The following is a 23,507-nucleotide window of genomic DNA, read 5'->3' as shown; positions in this document are numbered from 1 at the left end:
CGCCTCAGGAGTGCTCGTGATCGCGGCGTTTTTCCGCATCGGGCGTCTCCTCGCTCTCCTGCTGCTCCAGGGTGCGACCGCCCTGGGGTTGGTCTTCGCCTTCATCCTTGTTCTTCTCGCTGTCGCCGTCGTTCATGGCCTGCTTGAAGTTGCGGATGGCGCTGCCGACGTCGCCGCCCATGTTACGCAGTTTCTTGGTCCCGAACACCAGGATGACGATGCCGAAGACGATCAGAAGCTGCCAGATACTGATACCACCCATGTTGAATTCCTCCCGTTCAGGATTCCGGCGTGCGCCGGGCTTTTTCTTCCAGGCCGGAGAGGCCGAAACGCCGTGCCAGTTCCTCGAGTACTGCGTCCGGGCTCTCGCCCCGGTTGGAGAGCATGACCAGACTGTGGAACCACAGATCCGCCGTTTCAGCGATCAGCTCCCGGTTGTCACCGGAGTGTTCCGCGTCCTTGGCCGCGATCAGGGTTTCTGTGCATTCCTCCCCGACCTTCTCAAGAATCTTGTTGAGCCCCTTGTGATGGAGCTTCGCAACGTAGGAGTCGTCCGGGTCGGCATTCCGGCGCCGTTCCTCCAGTACCTCGGCCAGTTGGCTCAGTACCGTGTCCATCAGCTCTGCTCCGCTCCGTAAATGGCCTCAGGGTCCTTCAGGACCGCTCCGGATTCCTGCCAGGCACCGTTCTCCAGTCGGCGGTAGAAGCAGTGTCGCCGCCCGGTGTGGCAGGCAATGCCGCCGATCTGTTCCACCCGCAGCAGGATGACATCCGCATCACAGTCCAGCCGCATCTCGTGGACCTTCTGCACATGGCCGGAGCTTTCGCCCTTGTGCCAGAGCCGGTCTCGTGACCGGGAATAATAGACGGCTTCGCCGGTTTCCGCTGTCTTTTCCAGCGCTTCGGCGTTCATCCAGGCCATCATCAGCACGTCGCCGCTGGCGCTATCCTGGGCAATGGCTGGAACCAGGCCGTCTTCGTTGAAAGCCACGTCGCCGATCCATTCGGGCTGGGAATCTGCTGTCATCTCAGTGTCCACTGCTTTTACTGCTATAACACAATAACACGCCGCCGGTGCCCAGCAGAATCCAGCTTGCGGCCGGCAGGTTCCTAAGCCATTCCTGAACGCCCGGTTCCGCCACTGCCAGTGCACCCACCGTACAGGCTGCCGCCCCGAGCAGGGGCCAGAGGCGGAAGCGGGGCGCCGGGGCGGGCGCGGGTTGCGGCTGGATGGGCGGTGGGTCGCCGGCCAAGCGTTCCAGTGCGTCATGGAAAAGCTGCGGCATTTCCGGCGCCTGCTCCGCCCAGTCCGGCAGGTGCTCGCGCAACGAGCGTATCACGCCGGGCGGGCCCATCTGCTGCTGCATCCAGTTTTCCAGGAAGGGCTGGGCCGTGGTCCAGAGGTCCAGGTCCGGGTAGAGCTGGCGGCCCAGGCCTTCCACGTTGAGCAGCGTCTTCTGCAGCAGCACCAGCTGGGGCTGGACCTCCATCTGGAAGCGCCGGGCCACCTCGAACAGGCGCAGCAGGAAGTGGCCGAAGGAGATCTCGCGAAGGGGCCTGGCGAAGATGGGCTCGCAGACGGTGCGGATGGCGGCCTCGAATTCGTCCACGCGGGTGTCCGCGGGGATCCAGCCGGACTGGATGTGCAGCGCCGCCACCTGGTGGTAGTCCCGGCGGAAGAAGGCCAGCAGGTTGCGCGCCAGGTAGCTCTTGTCCGAGGGCCCCAGGGTGCCGACGATGCCGAAATCCAGCGCGATGTACTGGGGGTCCGCCGGGTTGGAGGCATCCACGAAGATGTTGCCCGGATGCATGTCGGCGTGGAAGAAGCTGTCGCGGAAGACCTGGGTGAAGAAGATCTCCACGCCCTTCTCGGCCAGCACCTTCATGTTCACGCCGGCGGCGTTCAGGGCGGGGGTGTCCCCGATGGGAATGCCGCTGACCCGCTCCATGGTGACTACCCGGCGACCGGTGTGGGACCAGTACACCTCGGGCACATAGATCAGGGGCGAGTCCGGGAAGTTGCGCCGCAGCTGGCTGGCATTGGCCGCCTCGCGCTGCATGTCCAACTCGTCGAAGATGGTCTTCTCGTAGTCGGAGACCACCTCCACCGGGCGCAGGCGCGGCCCTTCGGCCCAGAGGCGCTGGAGCAGGCGCGCCATCAGGTAGAGCAGGCGGATGTCCTGGCGGATGACTTTCTCGATGCCGGGGCGGATGACCTTGACCACCACGGCGGTGCCGTCCAGCAGCTTCGCGCCGTGCACCTGGGCGACGGAGGCCGAGGCCAGCGGATCCCGTTCGAACTCGCTGAAGCAGTCGGCGATGCCCGCCCCCAGTTCCGCCTCCACGATGGCTCGGGCGTCGTCGCTGTCGAAGGGCGCAACCCGGTCCTGCAGGTGGGCCAGGGCCTCGGCCATGTCCTCGGGCAGCAGGTCACGCCGGGTGGAGAGGATCTGGCCGAACTTGATGAAGACCGGGCCCAGGTCCTCCATGGCCTGTCGCAGGCGTTCGCCGCGGTTGGCCTCCGGCTGCGGGAACAGCCGCCAGGGCGCGATGGCCAGGAGGAAGCGGATGCCGGCCGGCAGGGTCAGCAGGCGCAGGAAGGTATCGAGCCGATAGCGGCTGAACACCCTCAGGATCCGGAGCAGGCGACCCAGGTTGATCAACGGCCCGCCTCCGGATCCAGGTGGTTGAGGCGGTCCTCAAGGGCGTTCGTACGGTCGGCGAGGTCATCGATGTCGCTGAAGCGGGCCTCGGCCTCCCGGCGCCCGGGCACCAGGCCGGATTCCTCGTGCAGGTAGTCCTCGATGTTGGCGTGTACGGAGGCGCGCGCCTGCTGGCTCCAGCGCAGGGCATCACGCAGGCGCTTGGCAATGACATGGGCGGGAACATCCCCGAGGGTGCGGGCCAGCAAAGCCTCCCAGTCCGGCGCCAGCGCATGCAGTCGGTGTGCGAGGTGGCGGACGCGCTCACTGTCTCCTTCGACCGTGATCAGGCCCTGGTCCAGGCCGCTGGTGTCGCCGCCGGCCAGTGCCAGAAGCGCCAGTGGCGTGGCGGTGATGTGCGTGTCCGTTCCCGGGCCGGACGGGCCCTGTTTCAGGGCAAGGCGGTCGCCCGAACGCGCCAGTGTCAGGGTGGCCCCGAAGGGCACCAGTGTGATCGCCACCGGCGCAGCCAGCTCTTCAAGCAGGATGTCCCTGGCCGCCGGGTCCGCTTCGAGAGCACGGTTCAGGGCGGAGGCGGCCATGGTGGTGGCCTGGTCGAGCAGCGTGCCGCCCAGTCCCATTAGGGCTTGACCCCCGCGTGCAGCGCCACGATGCCACCGGTCATGTTGTGGTACTTGCACTGCACCAGGCCGGCCTCTTCCATCATGCCCCTGAGGGTCTCCTGGTCCGGGTGCATGCGGATGGACTCGGCCAGGTACTGGTAGCTCTCGCTGTCACCGGCCACCAGCCGGCCCATCAGCGGCAGGGCGGTGAAGGAGTAGGTGTCATAGGCCTTGTTCAGCAGCGGGTTGACCGGTTTGGAGAACTCCAGGATCAGCAGTTTGCCCCCGGGCTTGAGCACGCGGGTCATCTCGCGCAGGGCCAGGTTCTGGTCCGTGACATTGCGCAGGCCGAAGGCAATGGAGACCGCGTTGAAGTAGTTGTCCGGGAAGGGCAGGCATTCCGCGTTGGCCTGGACGTAGTCCACGCGCCCGGCGTACCCGCGGTCGATCAGGCGTTCCCGGCCAACTTCCAGCATCTCCTGGTTGATGTCCGCCAGCACCACCTCGCCCTCGGTGCCCACGCGGTCCGCGAACTGCATGGTCAGGTCGCCGGTGCCGCCGGCGATGTCCAGAATCCGGTGACCCGGGCGCACACTGCTCAGCTCAATGGTGAAGCGTTTCCAGAGCCGGTGGATGCCCATGGACATCAGGTCGTTCATGAGGTCGTACCGGCTGGCGACCGAGGAGAAGACCTGGCCGACGCGCTTCGCTTTTTCCTGCTTCGGCACCTCGCGGTAACCGAAATGGGTGGTGTCCTGATCCGCCATGGGGACCTCCGCTGATGCTTTGCCGTATTCTAACCCCGGAGGGCCCACTTGTCTTCGCCGGGGGCTCTGCTCGCCTCTGGCGCCGGAGTTGCGTAAAATTGCGGGCAACGCCGTTAACCACTGTCCGCCGAGGAGTCCCGATGTCCCGTATCCAGATTCACCGCCCGCACGCCATGGACCATGAGCACGCGCTGCAGGTGGCCGATGAGCTGGCCCGGGAGATGACCGCACACTACGATTTTGAGTGGCACTGGGAAGGCGAGCGCCTCAAGCTCCGCCGGACCGGCCTCAAGGGGGAGGTGGCGGTCAATCCGAACGACATCGGCGTGGATCTGGAGCTGGGCATGATGCTGCGGCCCTTCAAGGGGCGGATCGAGCAGGAGGTGGTGCGTCAGCTTGAGGCCATTCTCAAGCGCCACAGCTGATTGCCGGGTTTGAACGTCACTCCCTCGGGAGTGGTTCCCCTGCCAGTATCCTGTCCATGATGCGGGTTTCGCGCTCGCGGATCGTCTCCAGCAGTTCCGAAACGCCGCCCATCGCCCGGAAGGCATGTACGCCTTCGGTGATGAAGCGGTAGAGCTCGCCCAGTCCAGCCATGCGCGCGGGTTGATGCACCATCTTCAGCCCCATTCGCAGAGAGCGGTGGTTCACGTAACGTTCCAGATCCCGCCCCACGGCATCCACCAGCTCGATCTGTCGCCGCCGGTCCGTCACCTGCCCGCAGGCGCGGTAGGCTTCGGCATAGGTGGCGTCGGACATGGCCTCGATGCCGCTGACATCCAGACCCCGCTCATGGGTGAGCCATTCGGACATGGCCAGATCCAGACGCTGGCTGATCAGGTTGAGCTCCACCAGCTGTGACAGGGTGAAGAGGGCGCTGTCAGGGCTCAGGCGGACCAGGTAGGGGAAGATGCGGTCAAAGTCGTCATCCCGGCGGCTGAAGTCCTGGGGCGCGTAGAGGTCCTCCAGCAGGAAATCCAGGGCTTCATGGTAGCGCGGGGATTCGTAGAGGTCGCGGTGAGTCTCGCGCAGCCGCGCTGCCTGCCAGCGGCCCAAGGCTTCAATGGAGGGCTCAAGTGGATGCCCTACCCGTTCCTGCCGGAAGTCGTGATAGCTGAGCATCAGCTCCTGGAGCCGGCGCGCGTTGGGGGTCCATGTCTGGGTCTGGGTCAGCTTGTACCGGTACACACCCGTCCTCCGTTGATGCGGACAGGCATTCTAGTGGGGTCGGGAATGTCCGACAATGGCGCTCAGGCCACGCTGGGGATGTCATCCATGGACGGCACCCAGGTTTCGCTGTCGAGTGTAATGAAGTGGCTGGTGCCCCGGGTCTCTACGATCCGCACGGAGGTCGTCGAATGACGGGCAGCGTTCAACATCGCTTCACGATCCAGGATGCGGTCGGTTTCCGGGATCAGGATGGTGCCCTGGCGGATGTTGGCTAGGACGCTGGTGTCCCACTGCTCCATCCAGGCCATGATGTTCTCGAGGTTGCGCACAATGGTCAGGTGATCCTGGGTAGCGGAGAACATCCGGTTCAGCAGCGTCTTCTTGCGCGGGTTCATGCGTCCGAAGAAGGTCTGGGAGTAGGCAGAGGATGGGGTGCTGTTGATGGCGCGCACGATCCATGGCCACATGCCGTGGCTGACCGGTTCCAGAATGGCCCGCACCAGGGCGTGAAGCTGACCCTCCGGCATCACCGGCGCCTCCAAAACCACATCAATGTCCCCGAAAAGCTCCGGCCGCTGGCGGGCCGCCTCAAGGATTACGCCGCCGCCCCGGGAGTGGCCGTGGACTCGGATCCGGTTGGAGGAGGGCAGGTTCTCGATGGTCTGGATCAGGATGCGGGCGTCGTACTCAATGGTGGCTTCGGTGTGCGGGTTGCGCAGAACCCAGCCCGGCCGCTCCAGGTTCGGGCCACTCACGGGAATGTGGTAGTTGGAGCAGGTCAGTAGGATCAGCTCGGTGGTGGGCTCCTGATAAAGCTGGGTGAAATAGCACTGATTCTCAAGAAAACCATGCACCCCGATCACGGTATGGTGCGCCTCGCCACTGTGGTTGCGTACGGCCACCGCGCCAGAGCCGACTTCATAGACCCGCCCGGAGAACATCTCGCTGTACGCGGGTTCGATGCGTTTCTTCAGCTTGCGGATGTCACTGGCTTTCATGGCGCTGATCTCCTGAGCGCGGCTGAATACACCTTTTCGATGACCGGCTTATGACGGAATCTTTACCTTACATTATAGAAATGCATTGGGGCGTGGCAGTGGAATTTTGTAACCAGTCTGCCGGCTGAGACAACCGTCACGCTGCGGCTGATCCGTCTCTTCGACCAATGCATAAGGGCCAATGACTGGAAAACCGGGCCTTCGGAAGGCACTATAGCCGCAGTTCTGAACAGCCTGGTCAACCTGACGGAGGTCCTAATGAGTGACAAGCGCATTGAGAAAGACAGCCTCGGCGAGGTGGAAGTCCCGGCCAACGCCCTCTGGGCGGCCCAGACCCAGCGCGCCATTGACAACTTCCCGGTGAGCGGCCGGCCCATGCCCGGCGCCTTCATCCATGCCGTAGTACGGATCAAGCGCAGCGCCGCGCGTGCCAATGCCGTGCTGGGGCTTCTGGATGCGGACCGGGCCCAGGCCATCGAAACGGCCTGTGACGAGGTGCTTGGCGGTGCCCATGCCGACCAGTTCCCGGTGGACGTATTCCAGACTGGCTCCGGTACCAGCACCAACATGAATGTGAACGAGGTGATCGCGCGCCTGGCCTCCAACCACAGCAGTGAGCCGGTCAACCCGAACGATCACGTGAACATGAGCCAGAGCAGCAACGACGTGATCCCCACCGCCATCCACCTGAGCGCGGTTACCGAGGTGCACGAGTCGCTGTTGCCGGCGCTGGATCACCTGATGCAGACCATCGCGGGTCGGGAGAAGGAAACCGAGTCCGTGGTCAAGACCGGCCGTACGCACCTGATGGACGCCATGCCGGTGACCGTTGCCCAGGAGCTGCGCACGTGGCGCGACCAGATCAGCAATGCCCGTGACCGTCTGGAACAGGCGGCCAAGGACCTGCTGCGCATTCCCCAGGGTGGCACCGCTGTGGGTACGGGCGTGAATGCCCATGCTGATTTCGCGCGCCTGTTCGCCGAGGAGCTCAGTGCGCTGACCGATCACCACTTCACCGCCATGGACCACCCCTTCGTCGGCCAGAGCGCCATCGATGCCCCGGTCGCCCTGTCTTCGGCTTACCGCGGGCTGGGCACGGTGGTCATGAAGATCGCCAATGATCTGCGCTGGATGAACAGTGGTCCCATCCACGGCCTGGGCGAGATCACACTGCCTGCGCTGCAGCCTGGCTCCAGCATCATGCCCGGGAAGGTGAATCCGGTGATCCCTGAATCCGCTGCCATGGTGGCGGCTCAGGTAACCGGCCTGGATGCTACTGTTAACACCGCCGGCCAGTCCGGTAACTTCCAGCTCAACGTCATGCTGCCGCTGGTGGGCTGGAACCTGCTGGAGATGAACGGCTTGCTGTCGAATACGGCTCGCGTCATGGCGGACAAGGCGATTGCCGGCTTTACTGTGAACAGTGAGGTGATGGCCGAAGCCGTGGGCAAGAACCCGGTACTGGTGACCACGTTGAACCCGGTGATCGGCTATGCCAAGGCGGCCGAAGTGGCCAAGAAGGCCTATGCAACCGGCCGCTCCATACTGGATGTGGCGAAGGAAGAGACGGATGTGCCGGAAGACGAGCTGCGTGAACTGCTCGATCCGATCAAGCAGACCAAGGGTGGGCTGCCGGACGCCTGACCGGCGTCCGTTACCGGGCAGCGTGCCATGCTGCTGATCCCGGAGCTGGTCGCGCTGCTGATTGTGGCCAATGGGGCGCCCCTGGTCCTGAGTCGGATCCTGGGGGCCCGAGGTTCCCCCGTTGACGGTCGTCTGCGTCTGCCGGATGGTCGTCGGCTCTTCGGCGCCAGTAAGACCTGGCGCGGTCTGGTGGTGGCGGTCGCTGCCACGGCCCTGATTGCGTGGCTGTTCCGGCTGGGGTTCGTTTTCGGGGCCGTTTTCGGTGCTGCTGCAATGCTTGGAGACCTGGCCTCGAGCTTCCTCAAGCGCCGTCTGGGTCTTAGGGCCGGTGACAGGGCCCTGGGGCTGGATCAGCTGCCGGAGGGGTTACTGCCCAATTTCGTTGCCTGGTGGTGGCTGGGTGTTTCCGGTTGGGTGGCGCTGCTGGCGGCTCTGATTTTCTCGGCGCTCAATATCTGGGGTTCCCCCTTCCTCTACCGCCTTGGCATCCGCCGGCGGCCTCACTGACCCGCGGAGTCCGGGCCGGCACTGAGCTGGTGCAGGGTGACTTCCGGTGGACAGTTCAGCCTGACGTTGAGAATGGAGGTGCCCGCGCCCGTGGTCGTATAGCCCTGCATGGCCTCCTCCTCCCAGGCACCCCGGCCGAGACGGCGGGGGATTCGGGCATCCAGGGTCAGCGGGATGCCGCCGGGCAGGCACAGTTGGCCGCCGTGGGTGTGGCCGCACAGGTAGAGGTCGAACCCGGCGTGGGCGGCATCCCTATGGATTTCCGGCGTATGGCTCAGCAGCAGTGACAGGGCACCAGGGGGGATATCCCGGGTGGCGGCGGCCAGGTCATGGGTCCGGTAGAGGTGCGGGTCATCCACGCCGGCGATCCACAGCGCCGCGCCCTCCCTTTCAATGCACAGGCTCTCGTTCATCAGCATGCGATAGCCCATGCTCTCCATCTCCGGGACCATCAGTACGCTGTCGTGATTCCCCAGAATCGCCAGGGGCGTTCCCTTCAGGTGCGTTCGAAGCCGCCGCATGCCATCCATGGCCGGATTGATGTCGCCCCAGGTGTCACGCCGGTAGTCGCCGGTGATCACGCAGAGGTCGTAGTCCAGCTCCCGCACCGTTTCGATGACCGCATGCAGATTGGCTTCGTCCATGTCCACGTGCAGGTCACTGAGCTGCAGCAGGGTGTAGCCCTCAAGGGCAGGCGGCAGCCCCGGGACCACAAACCGGTTGCGGGTCACCCTGAGGGCGCGGCTGTTGGTGACAGCGCGCTGATAGAGACCACCAAGACTGAGTGCAAGCCGGACCATGGCGGGCATTGAATAGAGGTTTTCGGGGTGGACGTGCTTACCGGTCCGGCTGAGAAACAACGCTTCGCGTTCATGCTCGATGGCCAGCCTCTGGCGCGCATGCTCTGCGCCCAGCCGCAGTTCCAGCTGGTAGGTGCGTTCGGTGTCGCTGTGATCCCCGATCAGGGGGCTGGTGAATCCATCCATGAGAAGACGGCTCCGGAACCCGGCGATTTGTCTTCATCATAGCAGGGATCAGATGCCACAAGGCCACCCTTGACAGCTGCTGCCCCTGCGTGGATTCTTCGCGATTCCAGACGGAATTACAGCTCATTCAAGGAGGAACGGACCATGCCTGCCAGTGCATTACGCATTCCTGCAGCACCCCTTCTGGCCATGCTGATGGCCGCACCCGTGCATGCTTAAATCTATACCTGGACCGACGAGGATGGCACCACCCACTACACGGACAGGCCCAGAAAGGAAGGGGCTGCGAAGGAGGCGGTGCCGCCTGGGCTTGCGAATTCGCCCATGGAGTTGCCGGAACCGGGAACCTGGAAGCCTGAAAGGGACCATCAGGAGGACAGTGACAGCGATCATCAGGCGGCCAGGGAGAAGGTATCCGCGCAGGAGCGCCGCTGCCAGCAGTACGAGGAACGCCTGGACCGGATCAATGAGGAGCTTGGGCGTGGTTATCAGGAGCCGAGGGGCAATCAGCTGCGCGCCGAACGGCGGGCGTTGCGCTCAAAGATATTCAGCGAGTGCTAAGGGTAGCGGATGGAAGGATCAGCTCCATCCCTGGAGCTGAAGGCGTGAACTCAGAAGGAGCGGCTGAGTTCCACGGAAGCGCTCCATGCGCTCAGGTCGTAAGAGCCGGAGTAGCTTGCCGCGCTTGTGGGGATTGTCGGCTGTTGATGGCTGTAATCACGCTCAGTGAATTTGGCGTCGCCATCAAAGATAAGCGTGCCCACGGCCGCATCCACTTTCCAGTCGGTATTGGCCGGGGCAAACTGGGCGCCCAGAGTCAGCCAGTGGCGGTCCTGGGACGGAATTCGCGCTGTATTGTAGCTGTCTACCGGGGATTCATCCCAGGCATAGCCGGCCTTCAGCTTCCATTCCTGATTGGCTTGCCAGGTGGCGCCGAGGTTGTATTGCCAGGTGTCTTCCCACTTCTCGGTGATGTGGGTGATCGGGTTTCTATCCAGAGTACCGGAAACCGCACCTGTACCGCCTTCTGCTGAATAGATGTCGAGCTCTTCAAAGTCGCTCCAGCGTGCCCAGGTGGCCCCGAACAGCAGGGTAACGTCCTCGCTGAGCTTATGCCGTGCACCGAAAGTGGCGCTCGGTGGGATGTCCAGGGGGACCGAAGCGTCTTCCTTGAGTGTAGTTGTGGCGCCAGGATTATTTGGATCCGGGAAGTCGCTGATGGTGATGTCACCGTCCAGGGAGGCTGGGGTTCCGGTTTCCACAGTCAGGCCGAACTGGGTTTTGTCGGAGAGTTCGTAGAGGGCGCCAATGCGAATGGTGTATTCAATGGAATCGCCCTCGACGTTTGAGTAAGGCTCCTCCATTTGGGCCGCAATAGCAGTTGCTTGTGCGGCTTCCTGCTCGTTTGATGGGTCTAATCCCTGCTGTTCAGCAACAGTACCCGTTATATCATTGTACTTGGACAGCTTCCCATCCAGATACATGATGTTGACCCCTACACCCAAGGACAGCCCGTTACTGGAATCCACTGCAATGGAGGGTGTCAGGGCGATGCCGGTGAGTTCTGTCTCGTCAGCGAAGTAGCGGCCGGTGAAATCATCATCGTAATCCGCAGCCAACCCATAGGGCGCATGCAGGCCAATCCCCACTGCGACGTTGTCGGTCATCTCGTGGGTCAGGAAGGCACTGGGGAGATACGCAGGATCGGCGATGTCGCCACCTTTTGTGCCCTCAACCGGCTGGCCTACCTGATTTGTCGCTTCAGCCCGGTCAGCTTCCGCGTCAATGTCGAGTACCGAGGCACCAAAGGAAAGGTTGGTGCCGGAAAGCTGGGTCATGCCCGCCGGGTTGAAGATCACCGTCGCCGCGTTCTCGGGATTGGCGGCGGCGCCAGCGTTGGCGGTGCCCATGGCACTCGCGCTCTGTTCGTTAAGCGAAAAGCCTCCGGCCATTGAAAGACCAGGGACCATTGCGGCGGTAAGCACAATTGCACCACGGCCGTCAAAAATTGTACGCATTATTGCCTCGCTTGTTGTCATGGAGTTGGCGGATTTTAATGCCCCAGACACCCACAGGACAAATTACAGATAGTGGTATTTACGGATGAGTACACAGGAAGGGGCCTTTTTGAAGGTTTTGGAGCTTTTTGGAAGCGCGTTCCGGAACAGATGTGTCTCGAACGTCTTCTCTGGATTGATGTAAGTCATCGGTTTTCCAGCGAGAGTGCTGCACCATTGAGTCAGGACCTTCCCCAGACAGGAGTAACCTGAATGACTCACCCGGACACCTCCAGAAAACCCGCCTCCCGGCTGAAGACGCATATTGATGCTCTCAGGGCGCAATATTTTGGTGTCACCCCCGACGCCTCCTCGGAGCACCTTCACAACGGTGTTGATACGCCGCTGCCACCGCCCGACCTTCACGGGGCCTATACCAATAATCGCCCTCTACCGACCGAGGGTATTGAAAAGCGCCGTGCCTACATCATTGGCAGCGGTATCGCCGGCCTTTCCGCGGCGTTCTTCCTGATTCGCGACGGCCATATGCCAGCGGAGAACATCACCTTTCTCGAGGAAGAGCCGGTTGAGGGCGGATCCCTTGACGGCTCGGGTAACCCGGAGGACGGCTACATGGTTCGCGGTGGCCGTGAAATGGAGATGACCTATCAGAACTTCTGGGATGTCTTCTCGGAGATACCGGCGCTCGATCTTCCGGAACCGTTCACGGTGTTGGATGAGTACCGGATCCTGAATGATGCCGACAAGAACTGGTCCAAGGCGCGGCTTCTTGAAAAACAGGGCGAGGTCAGGGATTTCTCGACCATGACGTTGAGCAAGCGGGAGCAGATGGAAGTGATCAAGCTTCTTCTCACGCCGAAGGAGGAGCTTGATGACATCACCGTGGAGCAGTGGTTCAGCGATGGCTTCCTGAACAGCAACTTCTACACCTTCTGGCGCACCATGTTCGCCTTCCAGAACTGGCATTCCGTGCTGGAGATGAAGCTGTACATGCACCGTTTCCTGCACCTGCTGGACGGGCTCAATGACATGACCTCGCTCGTCTTCCCCAAATACAACCAGTACGACAGTTTTGTACGCCCGCTCACAGAGTGGCTGAGGGGTCAGGGTGTGACCATCCAGTACGACACCATTGTGCCGGACCTGAAGATGGAGAACTCCGGCGGAGAACGCACCGTGACCGGCATCAAATGCCGGACAAGCGATGGCGAGGCGACCATCAGCGTCGGCGAGCGTGACCTGGTCTTTGTGACCACCGGTTCGATGACCGAGGACACGGCCTACGGCGACGACAAGACCGTACCCCAACTGAGAGACGGGGATGAGCCGAGTCCCGGCTCGGGCTGGGAACTCTGGAAAAACCTGGCGCAACAGTCCGAGGTATTCGGCCGTCCCGAAAAGTTCTGTGGCGACATTTCCAGCTCAATGTGGGAATCGGTCACCCTGACGTGCTGGCCATCGCCGCTGATGGACAAGCTCAAGGAGCTTTCGGTGAATGACCCCTACTCAGGGTTCACGGCGACCGGCGGCGTCATCACCTTCACGGACTCGTCCTGGCTGATGAGCTTCACCTGCAACCGGCAGCCGCATTTTCTCGATCAGCCCGATGATGTGATTGTGCTCTGGGCCTATTCACTGCTGATGGATAAGCCGGGGGACTATGTGAAGAAAACCATGGCGGAATGCACGGGCCAGGAGATACTCACTGAAATGTGCTATCACCTTGGCCTGATCGACCAGGTGGAGGAGGCGATTGCCGCCACCAAGACCCGCATGGCACTGATGCCCTACATCACCTCGCAGTTCATGCCGCGCGCCCAGGGAGATCGCCCCTGGGTGGTACCCGAGGGCTGCACCAACATGGCCTGCATGGGCCAATTCGTGGAAACCCACAACGATGTGGTCTTCACGCTGGAAAGCTCGGTGCGTACGGCACGTACCGGTGTCTACAGCCTGCTTGGTCTCAAAAAGCAGGTGCCCGACATCTACCCAGGGCAATACGATATCCGCCGTCTGTTGCGGGCCATCCGCACCCTCAACAACGACGAGGCGTTTCTGGGCGAGGGCATCCTTCGCCGGATTCTGGGAGGGACTTACTTCCAGCATATCCTGCCGCTGGGGCCGAAAGAGACGCCCCAGGACCTGGACAGGACAGGGCTTTTCGATCAGCAGTTACAGGCCATCCGGGACCTGATTGAGCAGAACCATACGCTGGAGGATGCGAAAAACTGGGTTCAGGCCGTTGTGGAGAAGGTACGTGGGCGCCGTTAGCGCCGGAAGTGAGGAGCATAAAAAAGCCCTGACGAATCAGGGCTTTGGGTATTGCTTTTTGGTGGAGACGGCGGGAGTTGAACCCGTTGAAGCCGTTCACAATCAACCACTTAAAAACACACTGGCCCATAAATCAGTGAGTTACGGAACCGATAAACCACAGTGAACCTCGTTAATGCGCGGTTATGTTGACACTTCGTGGACACCTTCATGGCTGGTGTAAAAATGTGGACATGCGCGTTGTAAGGTGCTATTGCATGGATTAGGGTATGCACGCACTGACGGATATTGTCCGTTTTTGACGGTTACTGGACGTTGTAACCAGCATATTGGCCCCCAGATCAGGGAAAGATTTGAACGAGGAGGTGCTCAGCCATGTTTGATGAACGCAAAGCAGCCCAGGTCGCGGCGTACCTGCTGCAGAAGCGCGGCGGCACCATGTCTCACCTCAAGCTTATGAAGCTGCTCTACCTCTGTGAGCGGGAAGCCATGGATCGGTATGAACGCCCGATCACCTACGATCACTTCGTCTCGATGCCTCACGGACCGGTTCTTTCTCAGACCTATGAGTACATGAGTGGCCAGACTCGATCCGACGAACAGCAAGGTTGGGAGAGCTGGATTGCGGACATTCAGGACCACCGGGTTAAGCTCCGCAAAAAGGTTTCAAGGGACGATTTGGGCCTCGTCTCGGATGCCGAAATCTCCGTGCTCGATGACGTTTACGAGAAGTTTGGCCGGTGGAACCGTTGGGAACTGCGTGACTATACCCATTATCAGTGCCAGGAGTGGCAAGACCCGCATGGCTCAAGTCAGCCGATTCCGTACAAGCGGGTTCTGGAAGCATTGGGTAGGGACGAACGGGCGGCAAATGACATTGATGCTGAAATCGGGGATCAGCAGAAGATCGAGGAACTGTTTGCCGAGCTATGAGTTTGTTCTTGCCAAGGAAGAAGGCATGCCTACTAATGCCCTCGGGGCCGAAGCAGGATCTGGCCCGCAAGCACCTTTTTATTCTTCTCTGTGATCCCGTTACCCAAGAACAAAAGGTCCTTTTGGCCACGATCTCATCGGTGAAACCAGATCGTGAGTACGACGATACCTGCATCCTGGAAGCTGGCGATCATCGCTTCATCAAGAAGAAAAGCTATGTGGTTTACGCCCTGTGTCGAATCCTGACCCAGGAACAACTGGAAAACGGTGTAAGGCAGGGGGTCTTTGTGCCCAGAGACCCGATTGATGATGCCTTGCTGGCGCGGATCCTGGATGGTTTGATGCAGTCCCCTTATACCCCTCCCATGATCAAAGACTTTTATACTACTCACGTAATCTGAGCCCCCTTAGGCATTCGATGGCCTCTCTTTGTGCTATATAGTCCTTGAAATCTCAGTGCGGATGCGTTGAGGTGGTGCTGCTGTATATCAAATAACCAAAAGGAGCAGCACCAATGGCTAGCCGCTACTATGTCAATTCAAACGCTCAGGCTAATGGCGATCATGAAGTCCATAAGACTGGTTGCAACTATATGCCTGAGGCGAAAAATTCAGAATTTCTGGGGATGTTTGATTCCTGTGCGCCGGCAGTAAGGGAAGCACGTAAGCTTTATAAGCAATCTAATGGTTGTTTTTACTGCTCGCGTGCGTGCCATACAAGCTAGAGCTAAACTGCCTTCGGAGATTGTGGTATCGAAGGCAGCGGGTTGATCCTCTATGTTCCTTTATCCTCAGAAAATAAACGCTCAAGCAGTGTGCCTAGAAGCCAAGCCAAAACAGCAGGAAATGTCCAAATAATAACAGCTAGAATATAGCCAGGAGCTTTTAAAGCTCTATTGCTAGGTTGGGGATCATTTAGAAGAAATTCTTGGTTTGCGAAAGTAACAAGGAAGAGTGCGAAGACGAGTTCAAAGAGGACAATGAAGAAGGCATTGCCATGCTCTCGTATGTGTCTATAGGAATTGATAATGCCTTCACTGTTGGACTCCCGTTTTTCTGCGAGATTTTTGTAGAAGGAGTACCAATTGTTTCTTCCTTTTATGGTTCCTCCAATTAATAGGGCTTGTAACCATAAAGTAAAAGACCAAGAGCAACCAGCTAAAAAGAAGAAAAATGATTCAACCCAACTTTCCGTACTTAAACAGAGCGCTGTAATTAGACCGACTAAGACTGGTGGTACTGAAGCTAATACCAACATGCGTGCTCGGATGCCTTCTTTGAAGGGGGCTAGCAGGAAGCGGGTAATATGAAAAACCAAGATTGGCGCGCTAGAAATATAGCAATAAGCGGCCCCGTAGCCGAATAGAAGGGTAAGTTGTGGTCCAGATAATGTTTTTGGAGTGATCCCGTCTACTAAAGGTGATAAAAAGGGATCTATTGAACAAATGGCATAGAAGATGATCCCTCCAAAAATGCTGCCAATTCCATATCTTACGGCGTAGAACTCCCACCATCGGGAGTTGCTTGTATGACCTGACAAGAAGGCCTCCATTGGTGCGTGTGTATGGTGGCAAGGGTAGCCGTGCGAAGAATTTTCAATTCAGAGCTTAGCAATCGCAGTAAACCATAATCCTGCACAATCCGTATGTTAGAGGATCGTAGAACCTCGTTGGGCCACGGTAAACACCGTTTATGTTGACACTTCGTGGACACCTAGCGGTTCTGTCGTCATCCAAAGAAATGGAGGGTGATTTCTTCACCGCTTCTTTCTTCATGGTTCTTCACCGACTCAAACGGTGCGGCACGATGGAGAGCCTGGGCTGCAGAATGTTTGAGTTCAGATGATGGGCACTCGTGGAATGATAGGTGTTCCAGGTAGCCACCAGGTGTGAACGCCACGGTTAATTTACAGGTTATGTCGCCCCCCATCCCGCTTGGAAGATACCAGTTATCTGCTATCTCATGGCGTAGACGTGCAGCAAAGGATTCAGAGTCAGTTGCCTGTGCCTCAGATGCCGTCGCCTCTGGAGGGACCATTGTGGTGAGCGCGGTTAGGCATACGAGGGGTAGCAATATCCGCATTGGTCAGTTTCCCATTGGCTCGATGATCGAGGGATCATTATAGTCCGGCTTGTTCATCCTGGGCGAAACCCTCCAGCTATTCAGCCGCGAAGGGTCCAGCCGCTTGGCGACTTGGCGAACTTGGTCACGTTCGGTGATCTCGGGATTCAGCCAATCCCAACGGCATTCCGGATCCAGGACCACGGGCTGGCGGTCATGAATGTGGCGTAGATTCGGTGCAGCTGGCTCGGTCAGAATCGCGGCTGACATTCCTGGTTCGATATCCCCGGTATAGATCCCCGCGAAGAACAGAACGTCTCTGCGGCCGTTGGATGGGTCTGTGATGTAGTACGGCTGCTTCCCCTGGTCCGTAGCCATCCATTCAAACCATCCATCAGCTGGAATCAGGCACCGACGGTGATGAAACGCGTGCGTGAAGTACTTGCTGTTCGCGACGGTTTCAGCCCGGGCATTGATCGGCTTTGGTGCCTCCTCCCCTGCCCAGGCTGGTTTATAGCCCCAGTGAGCGAAGCTGAACCGGACCTGGTCATCCTTGAGGCTGATGATTGTGATGCTCTGACCTGGTGCGGTGTTGTACCGGGCATGGACTTCACCCACAGGCTTGGTCAGCCCGAACCAGGTTTCTGCGATCAAACCTCTTGGGGTGTGCAGGTCAAAACGGCCACACATTGTGCCTCTCCACGGAATGTAGGAAATATCCTACACGGGATTCAGAAAACGACCATAGCGCCGACCGTTTCCACGCGCTACCTTGGCCTTGGCTCAGGACGAGCCGCCCGCGTTGCACGGATGCTGCAGTTCCTGCCAGAGCGGGTGCGCCACCTGCTCAGTGGTGGGACTGCCAGGGAGAGCTCTGGCTTTTTTTGATATATAGTTATTAAATGGATGGGCTAAATTTCTTTAGTTTCAGTTATATTATCTATAATACTCCAAACATTTGATGTTTTTACGGGGTAATAGTCCTCTGCTCCCTGTAGATGATCTCTTATAAGGCGTACGATACTTGGCGTAAGCCAAGATTCATCTTTTTGCATAGCCAAAACTTGCTCCTCAAGTTTTTCTAGGTTTCGCTCAATAAAGGGTTGGATCTCTCCTTCAATCGCTGCTTGTACTGCTTCGGCATAAGTTAAAGCGACGTTTTGTGGAACTCCTTTAACTTCCCATAGTTGAGCTTCAAGTGCTGTGGTTTTTGTTCTCTCAAACTGCATTTGTCGACGGAGACGACTTATCTCGCTAGAGTTTTCTTGAACACTAGAGTGGTGGTTCTCGAACTTTTCGTTTATCTTTTCTTCGTGTTCATGTATGTCATTGGACATTTCGCTTCTGTGTTTATGAAGTCGGGCATCTATCGATTGAGAGTGTTCTTCTAAGCGAGATTCTATTCTTTCTTGAATCTGGGCTTTGTCATTTTCGTAAAATTTAAAGTTTGTGAGCCAGCTTATACCTATAAGTATTATAAATATGGTTGTTATGGTCCCTAGTGCCCAGTAGACAGTAGTAATGAGCGACGAATGATAATCTTGCATGGTCACTATCTTCTGAGCCATGATTTTCTCGGGATTGCTCAACTCTGATAACGTAACCCCGTTGGGGAATTTTGTTACTGGCTCATCATTGAATATAACAAGGACTAATATCATCAACAGGAAAGTGTTAAGTATTAACAGCAAAGGTACTGAATATCTTTTGACTGTTTCTTTTTTTATAAATGGAACTTCCAAAAACTGATCCTTCTTTTATCTATGTGATGTTGGCCAGTACCCCTATGCACGCTGGCCGTTTCCCTTTTGTCCTTGTTATTCCCTGGGCATTCCCTGGTGCCATCGTTGTCGGATTGTTGCGGCTAACCGGAAGCCTCTCCGTGTCCGAGGTCGTTATCACCTCTTACTTGCTCGTCGTGGGGACTTATCTGCCCTGACTCCGGGAGAGTTTTTCCTGTCGTCAGCCAGTATGCGTACTGCGGAAATGCTTCCGCGAACCCCTCGATATCCTCTTCATTGACTCGCCGGCGCCTTGCGCGGACTGAGTTCCACTTCTCCCGATCTATACCTGTCAGATGTTCCATCTCCTTTGATGTGACACTGCAGGTATTGAAGAAGTCTATAAGCCGCTCGCGAATCATTTAAATCCACTATTTGTATAGAGTGCAAATGCCTTTTATATTTGTAGATAGTGCAATGCACGGTATGCAAAGCAATCATGTTTAATAGTGTAGCAGAGTGGCGAAAAGTGGACGAACAGAAGCACATCGTGATGATCCCGGTTCCGGTCATGAGCAAGGAGCGCTTCGCTGAGATGACAGGGCTCAGTGAAGGCCAGGTCCGCGGCATGATCGACAAAGGCCACCTCCCTTCCATGAAGTGCGGCAAGGCACGGATGGTCAACATCGCCCGCCTGTCCCAGGAAGCCATCAACCTGGAGGACTGGACGGCATGACGGCGATCACTCCGAACGAACACCAGTACCTGACCCAGGTCACCCAGCAGGCCCGCGATGTCATGGACCTGTACCACCAGGGGCGTTTTCAGGCCGCCGATATCCACGAGCACCGCCTGTCTGGCCTGATCAATGCCGCCATGACGCTCAAACCTGAATGGTATGTACCGCTGACCGGACTCCGTCGGGTCGTCATTGAGTACAGCCTCGCACCCCGGCGCGAGATGCCCCCGGAGGCTTACCTCATGCAGCAGGCCTGCCTCGCACTTTCCGCCCTTTCAGACCAACAGGAGGCCGCATGAGCCGCAGAAAGCAAAGCGTCCGGCTCTACCTGGACGTCGACACCTATCGCCAGCTGCTGGTCCAGGCCGCCAACACCCAGGACGTGAAGACCCCGTCCGACTACGCGGCCCAGCTCCTGGCGGAAGGACTGAATCAAAAAGCATCGGAACAAGCACTGAATCAGAAGANGCGGCAGTTTGCGCATCACCACCGAACCGGTTTCCGAATGCTCCGGGTACGTCGTGCTCGATGCCCAGGAGTATTCACAGTATCCGACCCTTAAATCGTTGTTCGCATTCCCGGATGCCAAGGATTTGGGGAAGGTGTGGAGCATCGGTGCCGGCTTACCGATGTTCTCGTACTTGATCGCCTGGGCCTTCGGGTCGGTGGTCAACTTTATCAATCCAAGAGAATGAAGGAGGTGCGTTATGCGCATTCGTGCACTGTTCGCGGCACTGTCGCTCATGCTGTTTTCAGCGGTGGCAGCGGCATCCGGCGGCGGCGGTGGTGGTGGATCGCTCGACATGTCGGGTGTGACCTCGGCGGTCGATGCCTCGACCATCGTCGCCGCGATCTCGTCAATCGCCGCCATCAAGATCCTGCCCGGCGTTGCCCGGTGGGGCTACAACAAGGTGATTGGTTGGTTCAACTGACACACACGTATGGCCGGGGCTCCCGGCCATACGTGTTTTGTGGGGCTGACATGTTATGGCTTGGGCTTTTTTTTCTATCGGGAAGTTTGTGCGGTTTTGCGATCGTCAAAGGCTTCACAAGTCTTTGAACCTCTTTTCCAGGGGTAAAAGGTGTTTATCAATGACCCGTATTCCCTCGTTATTTGTGCTATTTGTACTTCTCTTTTTGCCGCTATCAGCTAGCGCCGATAAAGAATATTTTGATTCTAAGGCGGCTGCTAAATCTGATTGTATTGAGCGATCGAAACCGGCTGGGCCTCATGGCAAATTTTGTGAAAAGGTATTTACTGATCAGAAAGGTTCTGACTCCTCATACCCTTTTCACGAAAGTTACTTCCGTTCTGGTTTTATGCGCCATTATGACCTTGATGATACTGAGAATGAGCCGGTTTATTTGGATTATCACTATTTTATTGAATGTCCATCCGGAACGACTTTGACGGGTGCTATGGAGGGTTTTAGTTATCCAGGCTCTGGTCCTTACTCATATCAGGGCTGTGAAATGGATTGCGAATATAATGATTCTCAGCCTCCGGGGTGTGATTTAGATAATCCAGAAGGGACAGGTTGCAAATCTGTAGCTGATCAACAGCAGTGTACTTATACGGGCAACGCTTGGGATGGCGGTGGTGATCCGCCAAGCGCTGGGGATAATGGCGGCTCCGATGGCGGCTCTGACGACGGTTCCGATGGCGGTTCGGACGGTGGCTCTGATGGCGGCTCTGACGGTGGTTCCGATGACGGCTCTGACGACGGTTCCGATGGCGGTTCGGACGGTGGCTCTGATGGCGGCTCTGACGGTGGTTCCGATGACGGCTCGGACGGTGGTTCCGATGGCGGTTCCGATGGCGGTTCTGATGGCGGCTCCGATGGCGGTTCGGACGGCGGCTCTGACGGGGGCTCTGACGGCGGTTCTGACGACGGCTCTGATGGCGGTTCTGATGGCGGCTCTGATGGCGGCTCCGACGGCGGTTCCGATGGTGGTTCCGACGGCGGCTCTGACGGGGGCTCTGACGGCGGTTCTGACGACGGCTCTGATGGCGGTTCTGACGGTGGTTCAGACGGCGGTTCCGATGGCGGTAATGGCGAAGGTGAAGGCGATGGTGACGGGGTAGGTACCCCAGGGGTTGATGCGGGGGATTTTTATGAAAGCAAGAATCCCGATGGCGTTGAAAAAGTAATATCCGATTTTAATTCGGAAATTGAAAAAACGCAGTTGATGAAATCCATTGATGGTTTTTTTGATGTGGACATCAATGGCTATTCCTGCCCGGTTTGGATTATCCCCAGTGTCATGAAGATGCCCGCGATCACGATTGATCAGCAATGTTCCAGCGCGATGAACCAGGTCTGGCCGGGTATTGCGGCGATCATTATTGCGACCTGTGGGTTTTACGCCTTTCGTATAGCGGTTTTGTGAGGGTGTTATGGATTGGGTGTCGGATGTATTGGATTGGATCAAAGAGCTCATCAAAGCGATTTTTGATGCTTTCTGGGATCTGCTCTCCGATATTGGCCTGATACTGCTTTCGGCCATACTTGATATTTTCCTTCTGATTATCTCGTTTTTAACGTTGCCGTCCTTTTTTGCGGGTGGGCTTTCCGAGTTCCTGGGCGGCATTGATCCGGCTGTGATGTATTTCTTGTCCAAGTCTGGCCTGGGGGCAGGACTGGAGTTGATCGGCGCCGGGGTGATGTTTCGGCTGACGCGCAAACTGTTAACGCTGGGGCAGTGGTAATGATCATATTTCATGAGGGCTTACCAGGGGCCGGAAAAACCTATGAAGCGATGGTGCATCAGGTCCTTCCCGCTATTGAGAAGGGCCGGAAAGTGTATGCCTACATCAACGGGATTGATCATAAAAAGATCGCGGGCGTGCTGGATGAATCCGAAGAGCGCGTCCGGTCTTTGCTGATCCCGCTTTCGCAGGACCAGGTCCCGGAAGTACACAAGCATGTTGAAAATGACTCGTTGGTGGTCCTGGACGAACTTCAGAACTTCTTCCCGGCCGGCCGCCAGAAGCTTTCAGACGGCGTCACTCAGTTTGTCACGGAGCACCGTCACCGCGGTTTGGACATCCTCGGTATCGGCCAGGACATCCGCGACTGTCACAACCTCTGGAAGCGCCGCGTCTCGCAGAAAGTCGTGTTCACCAAGCTCGATGCCGTGGGGGCGGCCAGCCGGTACAACTGGACGGTGTACAAGGCGAAAGCCGGCGAGAAGTTCGAGAAGATCCGCAGCGGTCGCCGCAAGTATGACCCGAAGTATTTCGGGATCTACGCCAGCCACACGCAGGACACCGAAAACACGGACGACTTCAAGGATGACCGGGCGAACATCCTGAAAACGCCAGGCTTCAAATACGGACTGCCAGCAGCGGTATTGGTTGGGGTTGTGGCGGTCAATTACCTGGTGTCGTTTCTTCAAGAGCCTGGTTTTGTCGAAAAGGAACAAACCGAAACGGAACAACAGCAGCCAGACAATAAAACCCAGTCGCAAGAAGTCGTGACCGTCAGCCGGGAACCGGATCAGGCAAAGCGTGATCCAGGCAGTGCAACGCAGCCTCGTAAGAAAGACAAAGAGCCGGAGCCGCTGGATTACTTCGATCGGATGGCGGAGAAGTACCGGCTGCGCTTGTCCGGGGTCATTGAAAGCGATGACCGGTTGGTGGGTCGGGTGCAGGCGCTTGATGGCTCCTACCGGGTCCAGGAGCAGTTCCGTTTAACCGCGATCGAGGCGCTGGGGTGGTCCGTTGAGCGCACCGGTTACGGCCTGAAAGTCGAAAAAACCGATGAAGAGCGGACGGTGTCACATGTGGTGCGGCCCTGGCCTGTTGAGCCGTTCGGATCGGTACCGGACAGCACCAGTGCGAATCTGTGAGGTGGGCTGATGCGCAACGCCACGCTTGATGCGTCCAGGGCCGCCGGGATCGCGCTGATGATCCTGGATCATGTCGCGGTGGTTTACGAGTGGCCGCCATTCGTTCGGGACATCACCCGTCTGGCCATGCCGCTGTTCATGGTTACATCCGGTTACCTGTTCACGGGCAAGCTTGGAAAGCGTTACTGGGATGTATGGATGACAGCGGCGATGACCTGGCCAATGGTCGTCATCCTGGAACTGGCCCTGGTCCATGTACTGATCGTCTACGCCCTGGTGCTGCCACTACTCCGGGCCTCCCCCGGAGCGCTGCTTACCCTGGCCTGTGGCGGGCTGCTGCAGACCTACAACTGGCCGATTCCCTGGAACGGCTACCAGCCCGGTTACCTGCTCGCCTTCCTGGTCCTGGGCCAGCTCGCACGCCAGGCCGGCATCCCGATCCGACACCGCGACTGGCCTCAGTGGCTGACCTGGCCGGGGCGCTATCCGCTCACGGCGTATGGGGTGCACCTGGTGGCGCTTGTGGGCCTGACACAGATGCCCTGGAAGCCAGGTTAGGGCATCACCGCGCCGGTC

27 protein-coding genes and 1 pseudogene are annotated in these 23,507 nt (G+C 58.3%); 15 read left to right on the top strand and 13 right to left on the bottom strand.

Features of this window, described 5'->3' with window-relative positions:
* Positions 1–4 precede the first annotated feature (4 nt).
* Genes tatA through ubiE form a run of 6 tightly spaced genes read right to left on the bottom strand, consistent with a single transcriptional unit; the run spans position 5 to position 4,032 of the window.
* Positions 5–262: a Sec-independent protein translocase subunit TatA gene (tatA, locus tag H4I92_RS04635; protein ID WP_077529498.1), complete on the bottom strand. Its 258-nt coding sequence runs from the start codon at positions 260–262 to the stop codon at positions 5–7.
* Positions 263–278: 16 nt separating this feature from the next.
* On the bottom strand, positions 279–617 hold the full coding sequence (locus H4I92_RS04630; protein WP_077529497.1) for a phosphoribosyl-ATP diphosphatase: 339 nt from the start codon (positions 615–617) through the stop codon (positions 279–281).
* The gene (gene hisI / locus H4I92_RS04625; RefSeq protein ID WP_077529496.1) at positions 617–1,027 is read right to left on the bottom strand and encodes a phosphoribosyl-AMP cyclohydrolase; all 411 of its coding nucleotides are present in this window, start codon (positions 1,025–1,027) and stop codon (positions 617–619) included. The genes H4I92_RS04630 and hisI overlap by 1 nt, the downstream gene beginning before the upstream one ends.
* A 1-nt stretch (position 1,028) precedes the next feature.
* Positions 1,029–2,663: a ubiquinone biosynthesis regulatory protein kinase UbiB gene (gene ubiB / locus H4I92_RS04620; protein ID WP_077529495.1), complete on the bottom strand. Its 1,635-nt coding sequence runs from the start codon at positions 2,661–2,663 to the stop codon at positions 1,029–1,031.
* The gene (locus tag H4I92_RS04615; protein WP_077529494.1) at positions 2,660–3,283 is read right to left on the bottom strand and encodes a ubiquinone biosynthesis accessory factor UbiJ; all 624 of its coding nucleotides are present in this window, start codon (positions 3,281–3,283) and stop codon (positions 2,660–2,662) included. Before H4I92_RS04615 ends, ubiB begins: the two co-directional genes overlap by 4 nt.
* Positions 3,283–4,032 carry a bifunctional demethylmenaquinone methyltransferase/2-methoxy-6-polyprenyl-1,4-benzoquinol methylase UbiE gene (ubiE, locus tag H4I92_RS04610; RefSeq protein WP_077529493.1) on the bottom strand — a complete coding sequence of 250 codons (750 nt, stop codon included), beginning with the start codon at positions 4,030–4,032 and terminating at the stop codon, positions 3,283–3,285. The genes H4I92_RS04615 and ubiE overlap by 1 nt, the downstream gene beginning before the upstream one ends.
* A gap of 140 nt (positions 4,033–4,172) precedes the next feature.
* On the opposite strand from ubiE, the gene H4I92_RS04605 reads away from it, so the two are divergent.
* Positions 4,173–4,457, top strand: a complete 285-nt coding sequence (locus H4I92_RS04605; protein ID WP_077529492.1) for a polyhydroxyalkanoic acid system family protein — start codon at positions 4,173–4,175, stop codon at positions 4,455–4,457.
* A gap of 16 nt (positions 4,458–4,473) precedes the next feature.
* Here H4I92_RS04605 and H4I92_RS04600 read toward each other — a convergent pair whose 3' ends face one another.
* Together H4I92_RS04600 and H4I92_RS04595 are read right to left on the bottom strand one after the other, a co-directional pair.
* Positions 4,474–5,220, bottom strand: a complete 747-nt coding sequence (locus tag H4I92_RS04600; RefSeq protein ID WP_077529491.1) for a DUF8198 family protein — start codon at positions 5,218–5,220, stop codon at positions 4,474–4,476.
* Positions 5,221–5,282: 62 nt separating this feature from the next.
* Positions 5,283–6,200 carry an alpha/beta hydrolase gene (locus H4I92_RS04595; protein ID WP_077529490.1) on the bottom strand — a complete coding sequence of 306 codons (918 nt, stop codon included), beginning with the start codon at positions 6,198–6,200 and terminating at the stop codon, positions 5,283–5,285.
* A 258-nt stretch (positions 6,201–6,458) separates the two neighbouring features.
* Here H4I92_RS04595 and H4I92_RS04590 point away from each other — a divergent pair, with 258 nt between their 5' ends.
* Both H4I92_RS04590 and H4I92_RS04585 read left to right on the top strand, forming a co-directional pair.
* Complete coding sequence (locus H4I92_RS04590) at positions 6,459–7,844, top strand: class II fumarate hydratase (protein WP_077529489.1); 1,386 nt, start codon at positions 6,459–6,461, stop codon at positions 7,842–7,844.
* A gap of 27 nt (positions 7,845–7,871) precedes the next feature.
* Positions 7,872–8,351 (top strand): CDP-archaeol synthase, encoded by a 480-nt coding sequence (locus H4I92_RS04585; protein ID WP_077529488.1) that lies wholly within the window; start codon positions 7,872–7,874, stop codon positions 8,349–8,351.
* Here the strand turns inward: H4I92_RS04585 and H4I92_RS04580 are convergent.
* The gene (locus H4I92_RS04580) at positions 8,345–9,337 is read right to left on the bottom strand and encodes a metallophosphoesterase (protein WP_077529487.1); all 993 of its coding nucleotides are present in this window, start codon (positions 9,335–9,337) and stop codon (positions 8,345–8,347) included. The two genes, H4I92_RS04585 and H4I92_RS04580, sit on opposite strands and share 7 nt — an antisense overlap.
* A gap of 219 nt (positions 9,338–9,556) precedes the next feature.
* Here H4I92_RS04580 and H4I92_RS17125 point away from each other — a divergent pair.
* Together H4I92_RS17125 and H4I92_RS04575 are read left to right on the top strand one after the other, a co-directional pair.
* A pseudogene (locus tag H4I92_RS17125) lies at positions 9,557–9,631 on the top strand (DUF4124 domain-containing protein); the annotation flags it as partial.
* Positions 9,632–9,661: 30 nt separating this feature from the next.
* Complete coding sequence (locus tag H4I92_RS04575) at positions 9,662–9,898, top strand: hypothetical protein (protein WP_245800846.1); 237 nt, start codon at positions 9,662–9,664, stop codon at positions 9,896–9,898.
* Positions 9,899–9,948: 50 nt separating this feature from the next.
* Here H4I92_RS04575 and H4I92_RS04570 read toward each other — a convergent pair whose 3' ends face one another.
* Positions 9,949–11,355 carry an OmpP1/FadL family transporter gene (locus H4I92_RS04570; protein WP_077529485.1) on the bottom strand — a complete coding sequence of 469 codons (1,407 nt, stop codon included), beginning with the start codon at positions 11,353–11,355 and terminating at the stop codon, positions 9,949–9,951.
* Positions 11,356–11,607: 252 nt separating this feature from the next.
* On the opposite strand from H4I92_RS04570, the gene H4I92_RS04565 reads away from it, so the two are divergent.
* From H4I92_RS04565 to H4I92_RS04555, 3 genes are all read left to right on the top strand, one after another.
* Complete coding sequence (locus H4I92_RS04565; RefSeq protein ID WP_077529484.1) at positions 11,608–13,626, top strand: oleate hydratase; 2,019 nt, start codon at positions 11,608–11,610, stop codon at positions 13,624–13,626.
* A gap of 375 nt (positions 13,627–14,001) precedes the next feature.
* Positions 14,002–14,559 (top strand): Panacea domain-containing protein, encoded by a 558-nt coding sequence (locus tag H4I92_RS04560; protein ID WP_077529483.1) that lies wholly within the window; start codon positions 14,002–14,004, stop codon positions 14,557–14,559.
* An 8-nt stretch (positions 14,560–14,567) separates the two neighbouring features.
* Positions 14,568–14,960 (top strand): hypothetical protein, encoded by a 393-nt coding sequence (locus tag H4I92_RS04555; protein WP_143512605.1) that lies wholly within the window; start codon positions 14,568–14,570, stop codon positions 14,958–14,960.
* A 373-nt stretch (positions 14,961–15,333) separates the two neighbouring features.
* Here H4I92_RS04555 and H4I92_RS04550 read toward each other — a convergent pair whose 3' ends face one another.
* From H4I92_RS04550 to H4I92_RS04540, 3 genes are all read right to left on the bottom strand, one after another.
* Positions 15,334–16,098 (bottom strand): hypothetical protein, encoded by a 765-nt coding sequence (locus H4I92_RS04550; protein WP_143512604.1) that lies wholly within the window; start codon positions 16,096–16,098, stop codon positions 15,334–15,336.
* A 545-nt stretch (positions 16,099–16,643) separates the two neighbouring features.
* On the bottom strand, positions 16,644–17,309 hold the full coding sequence (locus H4I92_RS04545; RefSeq protein WP_077529480.1) for an SOS response-associated peptidase: 666 nt from the start codon (positions 17,307–17,309) through the stop codon (positions 16,644–16,646).
* Positions 17,310–17,530: 221 nt separating this feature from the next.
* Positions 17,531–18,361, bottom strand: coding sequence for a hypothetical protein (locus H4I92_RS04540; RefSeq protein WP_143512603.1), 831 nt, complete (start codon positions 18,359–18,361; stop codon positions 17,531–17,533).
* Between the two features lie 508 nt (positions 18,362–18,869).
* Here H4I92_RS04540 and H4I92_RS04535 point away from each other — a divergent pair.
* From H4I92_RS04535 to H4I92_RS04505, 7 genes are all read left to right on the top strand, one after another.
* The gene (locus H4I92_RS04535) at positions 18,870–19,076 is read left to right on the top strand and encodes a hypothetical protein (RefSeq protein ID WP_077529478.1); all 207 of its coding nucleotides are present in this window, start codon (positions 18,870–18,872) and stop codon (positions 19,074–19,076) included.
* The gene (locus H4I92_RS04530; RefSeq protein WP_077529477.1) at positions 19,073–19,378 is read left to right on the top strand and encodes a hypothetical protein; all 306 of its coding nucleotides are present in this window, start codon (positions 19,073–19,075) and stop codon (positions 19,376–19,378) included. Before H4I92_RS04535 ends, H4I92_RS04530 begins: the two co-directional genes overlap by 4 nt.
* Positions 19,379–19,786: 408 nt before the next feature.
* On the top strand, positions 19,787–20,011 hold the full coding sequence (locus tag H4I92_RS04525) for a hypothetical protein (protein ID WP_077528826.1): 225 nt from the start codon (positions 19,787–19,789) through the stop codon (positions 20,009–20,011).
* A gap of 160 nt (positions 20,012–20,171) precedes the next feature.
* A complete protein-coding gene (locus H4I92_RS04520; protein WP_179105624.1) occupies positions 20,172–21,470 on the top strand; it encodes a hypothetical protein in 1,299 nt (432 codons plus the stop codon).
* A 7-nt stretch (positions 21,471–21,477) separates the two neighbouring features.
* The gene (locus H4I92_RS04515) at positions 21,478–21,789 is read left to right on the top strand and encodes a hypothetical protein (protein WP_077529475.1); all 312 of its coding nucleotides are present in this window, start codon (positions 21,478–21,480) and stop codon (positions 21,787–21,789) included.
* Complete coding sequence (locus tag H4I92_RS04510) at positions 21,789–22,931, top strand: zonular occludens toxin domain-containing protein (RefSeq protein ID WP_077529474.1); 1,143 nt, start codon at positions 21,789–21,791, stop codon at positions 22,929–22,931. Before H4I92_RS04515 ends, H4I92_RS04510 begins: the two co-directional genes overlap by 1 nt.
* Positions 22,932–22,940: 9 nt before the next feature.
* Positions 22,941–23,489: an acyltransferase family protein gene (locus H4I92_RS04505; protein WP_077529473.1), complete on the top strand. Its 549-nt coding sequence runs from the start codon at positions 22,941–22,943 to the stop codon at positions 23,487–23,489.
* The last annotated feature ends 18 nt before the right edge of the window (positions 23,490–23,507 follow it).

Origin of the sequence: Vreelandella halophila (assembly GCF_019903425.1) — a bacterium.
GTDB classification, from domain to species: Bacteria; Pseudomonadota; Gammaproteobacteria; order Pseudomonadales; family Oleiphilaceae; genus Halospina; species Halospina halophila.
This window is presented reverse-complemented; position numbering and strand designations above follow the sequence as displayed.

What these genes read in the sequence shown, in the direction of transcription:
- tatA (WP_077529498.1), bottom strand. Translation starts at nt 262, where the DNA reads ATGGGTGGTATCAGTATCTGGCAGCTTCTGATCGTCTTCGGCATCGTC.
- H4I92_RS04630 (WP_077529497.1), bottom strand. Translation starts at nt 617, where the DNA reads ATGGACACGGTACTGAGCCAACTGGCCGAGGTACTGGAGGAACGGCGC.
- hisI (WP_077529496.1), bottom strand. Translation starts at nt 1,027, where the DNA reads ATGACAGCAGATTCCCAGCCCGAATGGATCGGCGACGTGGCTTTCAAC.
- H4I92_RS04615 (WP_077529494.1), bottom strand. Translation starts at nt 3,283, where the DNA reads ATGGGACTGGGCGGCACGCTGCTCGACCAGGCCACCACCATGGCCGCC.
- ubiE (WP_077529493.1), bottom strand. Translation starts at nt 4,032, where the DNA reads ATGGCGGATCAGGACACCACCCATTTCGGTTACCGCGAGGTGCCGAAG.
- H4I92_RS04605 (WP_077529492.1), top strand. Translation starts at nt 4,173, where the DNA reads ATGTCCCGTATCCAGATTCACCGCCCGCACGCCATGGACCATGAGCAC.
- H4I92_RS04595 (WP_077529490.1), bottom strand. Translation starts at nt 6,200, where the DNA reads ATGAAAGCCAGTGACATCCGCAAGCTGAAGAAACGCATCGAACCCGCG.
- H4I92_RS04590 (WP_077529489.1), top strand. Translation starts at nt 6,459, where the DNA reads ATGAGTGACAAGCGCATTGAGAAAGACAGCCTCGGCGAGGTGGAAGTC.
- H4I92_RS04585 (WP_077529488.1), top strand. Translation starts at nt 7,872, where the DNA reads ATGCTGCTGATCCCGGAGCTGGTCGCGCTGCTGATTGTGGCCAATGGG.
- H4I92_RS04580 (WP_077529487.1), bottom strand. Translation starts at nt 9,337, where the DNA reads ATGGATGGATTCACCAGCCCCCTGATCGGGGATCACAGCGACACCGAA.
- H4I92_RS04575 (WP_245800846.1), top strand. Translation starts at nt 9,662, where the DNA reads ATGGAGTTGCCGGAACCGGGAACCTGGAAGCCTGAAAGGGACCATCAG.
- H4I92_RS04570 (WP_077529485.1), bottom strand. Translation starts at nt 11,355, where the DNA reads ATGCGTACAATTTTTGACGGCCGTGGTGCAATTGTGCTTACCGCCGCA.
- H4I92_RS04565 (WP_077529484.1), top strand. Translation starts at nt 11,608, where the DNA reads ATGACTCACCCGGACACCTCCAGAAAACCCGCCTCCCGGCTGAAGACG.
- H4I92_RS04560 (WP_077529483.1), top strand. Translation starts at nt 14,002, where the DNA reads ATGTTTGATGAACGCAAAGCAGCCCAGGTCGCGGCGTACCTGCTGCAG.
- H4I92_RS04545 (WP_077529480.1), bottom strand. Translation starts at nt 17,309, where the DNA reads ATGTGTGGCCGTTTTGACCTGCACACCCCAAGAGGTTTGATCGCAGAA.
- H4I92_RS04530 (WP_077529477.1), top strand. Translation starts at nt 19,073, where the DNA reads ATGACGGCGATCACTCCGAACGAACACCAGTACCTGACCCAGGTCACC.
- H4I92_RS04525 (WP_077528826.1), top strand. Translation starts at nt 19,787, where the DNA reads ATGCGCATTCGTGCACTGTTCGCGGCACTGTCGCTCATGCTGTTTTCA.
- H4I92_RS04520 (WP_179105624.1), top strand. Translation starts at nt 20,172, where the DNA reads ATGACCCGTATTCCCTCGTTATTTGTGCTATTTGTACTTCTCTTTTTG.
- H4I92_RS04515 (WP_077529475.1), top strand. Translation starts at nt 21,478, where the DNA reads ATGGATTGGGTGTCGGATGTATTGGATTGGATCAAAGAGCTCATCAAA.
- H4I92_RS04510 (WP_077529474.1), top strand. Translation starts at nt 21,789, where the DNA reads ATGATCATATTTCATGAGGGCTTACCAGGGGCCGGAAAAACCTATGAA.
- H4I92_RS04505 (WP_077529473.1), top strand. Translation starts at nt 22,941, where the DNA reads ATGCGCAACGCCACGCTTGATGCGTCCAGGGCCGCCGGGATCGCGCTG.